General features: G+C 68.8%; 1 protein-coding gene. It reads right to left on the bottom strand.

Annotation, left to right across the window (positions count from 1 at the left end):
• The coding region (locus Q5L94_RS13660) for an Ig-like domain-containing protein (protein ID WP_317498901.1) at positions 1–276 on the bottom strand (276 nt) is incomplete at both ends.

Raw genomic sequence — 276 nt, 5'->3', positions numbered from 1 at the left:
GTGCCAGGTGTTGTCGACGCTCACCGCGGCATTGGCGATGTCGGTGCCGGCATTGGCGGTGAAGGTGGCGGTGTAGGTCTTGCCGTCGGGACTGGCCGTCAGCGGGCCGCGCGGTCCGCCGACCGCGCTGGTGTGGCCGAGGTTGAAATCGCTCGGCGCCTGGCTGAACGTGAAGGTCACAAGGGCGGTGTTGTGGACGAGGTTGACGTCGGCGCTGCTGACCGCGACCGCCGCCGTCGGCGTCACGGTGTCGACCACGAAGACGGGGCTGGTGAA

This window comes from Idiomarina sp. Sol25, assembly GCF_033052775.1.
Classification (GTDB): domain Bacteria; phylum Pseudomonadota; class Gammaproteobacteria; order Enterobacterales; family Alteromonadaceae; genus Idiomarina.
The sequence above is the reverse complement of the archived record's forward strand: the minus strand, read 5'-3'. Positions and strand labels throughout refer to the sequence as shown.